Annotated in this window: 6 protein-coding genes; 1 reads left to right on the top strand and 5 read right to left on the bottom strand. The window is 66.4% G+C overall.

Annotation, left to right across the window (positions count from 1 at the left end; all coding sequences use genetic code 11):
- The first annotated feature begins 87 nt into the window (after nucleotides 1-87).
- Nucleotides 88-591 carry a DUF805 domain-containing protein gene (locus tag WAW85_RS14610; RefSeq protein ID WP_422560320.1) on the top strand — a complete coding sequence of 168 codons (504 nt, stop codon included), beginning with the start codon at nucleotides 88-90 and terminating at the stop codon, nucleotides 589-591.
- 84 nt (nucleotides 592-675) lie between these two features.
- Here the strand turns inward: WAW85_RS14610 and WAW85_RS14605 are convergent, their stop codons facing one another.
- The 5 genes from WAW85_RS14605 to sucB all read right to left on the bottom strand — a co-directional run.
- Nucleotides 676-1461 carry a DUF4191 domain-containing protein gene (locus WAW85_RS14605; RefSeq protein ID WP_422560319.1) on the bottom strand — a complete coding sequence of 262 codons (786 nt, stop codon included), beginning with the start codon at nucleotides 1459-1461 and terminating at the stop codon, nucleotides 676-678.
- A gap of 27 nt (nucleotides 1462-1488) precedes the next feature.
- The gene (lipA, locus tag WAW85_RS14600; protein WP_422560318.1) at nucleotides 1489-2517 is read right to left on the bottom strand and encodes a lipoyl synthase; all 1029 of its coding nucleotides are present in this window, start codon (nucleotides 2515-2517) and stop codon (nucleotides 1489-1491) included.
- A gap of 10 nt (nucleotides 2518-2527) precedes the next feature.
- Entirely contained in the window at nucleotides 2528-3223 is a 696-nt protein-coding gene (gene lipB, locus WAW85_RS14595) for a lipoyl(octanoyl) transferase LipB (RefSeq protein ID WP_422560317.1), read from the bottom strand.
- A complete protein-coding gene (locus WAW85_RS14590) occupies nucleotides 3216-4097 on the bottom strand; it encodes a TIGR01777 family oxidoreductase (protein ID WP_422560316.1) in 882 nt (293 codons plus the stop codon). The genes lipB and WAW85_RS14590 overlap by 8 nt, the downstream gene beginning before the upstream one ends.
- A gap of 27 nt (nucleotides 4098-4124) precedes the next feature.
- Nucleotides 4125-4930: 2-oxoglutarate dehydrogenase, E2 component, dihydrolipoamide succinyltransferase (sucB, locus tag WAW85_RS14585; RefSeq protein WP_422560315.1), on the bottom strand; the 806-nt coding region annotated here is incomplete at its 5' end.

The following is a 4930-nucleotide window of genomic DNA, read 5'->3' as shown; positions in this document are numbered from 1 at the left end:
ATGTCACCGGGGCGCTCGGCTTTTGTCTGTTGGCGGTGTGGGTCGATCCGCGGCGCGGACCGGGGATCAGGGAGGATAGTGGACCGCATGACCACAACCCCCGCACCCGCTGCGCCGCCGATTGACTGGCCCTACTATGGCATCGGCCCAGCCGGTGCAGTCAAGCGTGTCTTTCGGAAGTACGCGACCTTCACCGGTCGTGCCAGCCGCGGCGAGTACTGGTGGTGGATCCTGTTCCACGGCATCGTCGACGCGATTCTGCTGGGGCTGGCCTACACGGTGGGTGTCAATTGGCACATCGTCGGCGACGACGACGCCATCGGCGAATTCACTGCATTCGGCATCATCGCGCTGATCGTCTTCGTTATCTGGGCACTGGCCACTATCGTTCCGACGATCGCCGTGACAGTCCGCCGCCTGCACGACGCCGGCTTCTCCGGCTGGTTCTACCTGCTGACGCTGGTCGGTCCGCTGAGCATCGTGGTCTTCATCATGTGTCTCATCGCGACCTCCCCCAACGCGGTCCGCTACGGACCGCCTGCCCCGGCGGGCTACGCTCCGCCTGTCTATCCGCAGAATCCGCAGGCCTGAATCCCTGATATCCCGACAAATGCTCAGCGCCCCGGCAAGAAATCGCCGGGGCGCTGAGCGTATCAGTGGTGGAACCTGGCGTTGCTAGCCCTTGCTATCGCCGGTACCGGTACCCGCGCCGCCGCGACGGCGGGCGGTGCGGGCGACGTTCTTCATCTTCGCGCCCTTGGGCATCGGGCCCTTCGGCATGGCAGGTCCGGACGCACCCTTGCTCTTCAGTGCCGCCAGACGTCCGTCCAGGGACTCCATCTGCTCTTTACTGATGTTGCCGGGCAGCTTTTTGATGTGCGACTCCAGCTTGGACAGCGGCACTTCGCCCTCGCCATTGCCGACGACGATCTCGTAGATGGGGGTGGTGCCGACCACACGTGCGATCTTCTTTTTCTCCTGCGACATCAGCGGACGGACTCGGGTGGCCGAGCCCTCACCGACCAGGATGATGCCGGGCTTGCCGATCACGCGGTGCACTGCGTCGAGCTGGGTGGTGCCCACGACGGCCTGCTGCACGCGCCACTGGCCGCGCATGTTGCCGATCGCCCAGCCCGCCGCACCCGGTTGGCCTTCGGCCTTCTTGTAGACGCTCTTGGACACTCGGCGGCTGAACAAGATGAAGGCGCCGAGGATGCCGAACAGAATGCCAAGCACCAGCATGAACCACAGGCCGCCGAAGACGAACTTGCCGAACAGTGCGAAGGCTGCGGCCACCACCACAATGACCGCGATCATCAGCGGGATGAGTGCCTTATCGTCCTTGCGTTGCATGGTGAACGCCTGCCAGATCTGCTGGCGTTGCTGCTTGGACGCCGCTTTGCGGGCGGCTTTCGCGGCCTTTTTGGCCTCTTTGCTGGTGTTGTCGGAGGGCTTTGCCATGCCGCCCAGTCTACGGTGTGCCGGGAACTACTGAGCCATGCGGTGCAGGACTGACGACGCTTCCTGCGCGGCGGCGCCTTCGGTGGCCAAATGGGCCATCGCCGGGTCGAGTGGGCGACCGTGCTTAGCCATCGCTTGCGCGTACAGCCGACCCGCGCGGTATGACGACCGGACTAGCGGCCCGGCGAGCACCCCGGCGAAGCCGAGTTCAGTCGCGTAATCGGAATGCTCGACGAATTCTTCGGGGTTCACCCAGCGTTCCACCGGGTGGTGGCGCGGTGACGGCCGCAAGTACTGGGTGATGGTGACGATGTCGCAGCCGGCCTGATGTAGATCGCGCAGTGCCGACTGCACCTCGTCCGGGGTCTCACCCATCCCCAGGATCAGGTTCGATTTGGTGACCAGACCGAAGTCGCGGGCCTGGGTCAGCACGTCCAGTGAGCGTTCGTAGCGGAAGGCCGGGCGGATTCGCTTGAAGATGCGGGGGACCGTCTCCAGATTGTGCGCGAGTACCTCGGGCCGGGCGTCGAACACCTCCGCCAAAAGGTCCGGCTTGGCGTGGAAGTCGGGGATCAGATTCTCCACGCCAGTACCCGGGTTGTACTCGTGGATCTTGCGTACCGTCTCGGCGTACAGCCAGGCACCCTCATCGGGCAGATCGTCGCGGGCCACCCCGGTGATCGTTGAGTAGCGCAGTCCCATCGCCTGCACGGACTCGGCCACCCGCCGTGGCTCATCAGTGTCGAGGGGGGCGGGTTTGCCGGTGTCGATCTGACAGAAGTCGCAGCGGCGGGTGCACTGCTCACCGCCGATCAGGAAGGTGGCTTCGCGGTCTTCCCAGCATTCGTAGATATTGGGGCAGCCGGCTTCTTCGCACACCGTGTGCAGGCCCTCGCTGCGAACCAGGTTCTTCAGCTCCGTGTATTCCGGGCCCATCGACGCCCGGGTCTTGATCCACTTCGGCTTGCGCTCGATCGGGGTCTGGGCATTGCGCACTTCCAGACGGAGGAGTTTGCGGCCTTCGGGAATCGGGGTAGCCCCGTCGGAGGTTGTCACTGTATCGATCCTACGCTCGGTGAGATGGTGCAGTCTCAGGCATCAACGCTTGCTCGGCGTCCAAACATTCCTGGACGTGCGTGGCCACGGTGGGCAGGGTGTCGCCGACGGCTAGCGGAGTGCCGAGCTCGGCGGCCAGGGAGGTGACGCCGGCATCGGCGATGCCGCACGGAACGATCGCGGAGAACACCGACATGTCCGGGTCGACGTTGAGCGCGAAGCCGTGCAGGGTGACGCCGCGTGAGACGCGGATACCGATCTGACCGAGCTTGCGCGCACTGTGGTCATCGGTGATCCAGACGCCCGAACGGCCGTCGACGCGCGTGGTGGCCACTCCAAGGTCGGCGCAGACGACGATCAGCGCCTCCTCGAGACGACGGACGTAATCCACGACGTCGAGTGGTTCGGCGAGTTTGATGATCGGGTAGCCGACCAGCTGGCCCGGACCGTGCCAGGTGATCCGGCCGCCGCGGTCGACGTCGATCACCCGCGCGCCGTTCACCGGCCGATCGGAGTCTTCGGTGCGTTTGCCCGCCGTGTAAATCGACGGATGCTCCAGCAGGAGCAGCAGGTCGTGATCGAGTTCGCCGGAGGCGCGCTGCGCGGCGAGATCGTGTTGCAGGGTGTACGCGGTCTCGTAGTCGACGACGCCGAGGTCGCGGACCTCGATCGGCGCGGTGCTGGCGCGCGCGGAGCCGTTACGCACCGGAGTATTCCAATGCGGCGGGCAGGGTGGGGTGCGCGAAGACGAAACCGGTGTCGGTCAGCACGGCCGGTTCCACGCGGGACGAGGTGAGGACCAGATCGTCGACGAGCTCACCGGCGGCAAACCGGGCGAGGGGAGCGGGCACCCGCAGGAGTGAGGGGCGACGCAGCCGTCGGGCCAACTGCTCGCTGAAGTCCCCGTACCGAACTTGTTGTGGCGCAGCAAGATTCACGGGACCGGAAATGGTGTCGTTGGTCAGGACATGGATCAGTGCGTTGACCGTGTCCGGCAGCGAAATCCAGGAGAAAAACTGCTGGCCGTCGCCGATCGGACCACCGAGGCCAAGCCGGTACAACGGACGCAGCCGACCGAGCATGCCGCCGTTGCGGGCGAGCACCGGCGCGGTACGTAGCACCGCCACCCGCGCGTCGCCAGCGCCGACGGTCGCGGCCTCCCAATCGACGGCGAGGCTGGCGAGGAAGCCCGAACCTGGCCCGGCGGACTCGGTGACGGCCACGTCGCCGGTGTCGCCGTAAAAGCCGGTGGCACTGGCGCTGAGGAAAGTCGGCACCCCGGCGTCGTGCACGGCTTCGGCGAGCACGGCGGTTGGGGTGATCCGGGAGTCCCGGAGCTGCTGCTTAAACGAGCCGCTCCACCGACCGTTGCCGAGATTCTTTCCACCCATGCTGATCACAGCGCCGACGTCGGTCAGTGCCGCCGGCGGAACCCCGAAGGTCTCCGGATCCCAGCGAACCTGATCGGCACCGGTCACCCGGTCACGAACCAGCCGGGTCACCCGGTGTCCGGCACGGCCGAGCGATTCGACGAGTGCCGAACCGATCAGCCCGCTGCTGCCCGCGACGACGATGTGCATACCCGAAATCCGCCCCCGCTCCGGTGACTACAGGCCGAGATCGGCGGCGAACTCGCCGCCTTCCAGCCGCTGACGCACGGTGGTGAGGAAGCGCCCGGCATCCGCACCGTCGACGAGCCGGTGGTCGTATGTCATCGGCAGGAAGGCCATCGGCCGGGCCGCGATGGACTCGGTACCGTCGGCGGCGGTGAGCACCACCGGACGTTTGACGATGGCGCCGGTACCGAGCATGGCGGCCTGCGGCGGCACCAGGATCGGGGTGTCGAACAAGGCGCCGGCACTGCCGATGTTGGTGATGGTGAAGGTGCCACCAGCGAGCTCGTCCGGACGCAGATCACCCGAGCGAGAGCGGGCGGCGATGTCGGCGATGGCGCGGGCCAGGCCGGACAGTGACAGATCGTCGGCGTTGTGAATCACCGGCGAGAGCAGACCCTGCGGGGTGTCCACGGCAATGCCCAGATTCACGTGCGCGTGGTACGTGATCTCCTTCTTCGCTTCGTCGATCGAGGCGTTCACGTTCGGGTGCATCTTGAGTGCCTCGACGACGGCCTTGGCGTAGAACGGCAGGAACGTGAGGTTCACGCCCTCAGCGGCAGCAAAACCGGCCTTCGCCCGCGCACGTAGCGAGGCGACCTTGGTCATATCGACCTCATGCACCTGGGTGAGCTGCGCAGAGGAGGCCAGCGACTCGCGGGTCTTGGCGGCGGTGATCTGGCGGATCCGGTTGATCTTCTGGGTGGTGCCGATCAGCGCGGCGAGGTCCGGGCTGGCGCCGGCGGACGGAGCAGCCGCCGATGGAGCAGCGGCGGGGGTCGCAGCGGCCGGTGCACTGG

Source organism: Gordonia sp. (in: high G+C Gram-positive bacteria), assembly GCF_049299075.1.
Taxonomy (GTDB): Bacteria; Actinomycetota; Actinomycetes; order Mycobacteriales; family Mycobacteriaceae; genus Gordonia.
The sequence above is the reverse complement of the archived record's forward strand: the minus strand, read 5'-3'. Positions and strand labels throughout refer to the sequence as shown.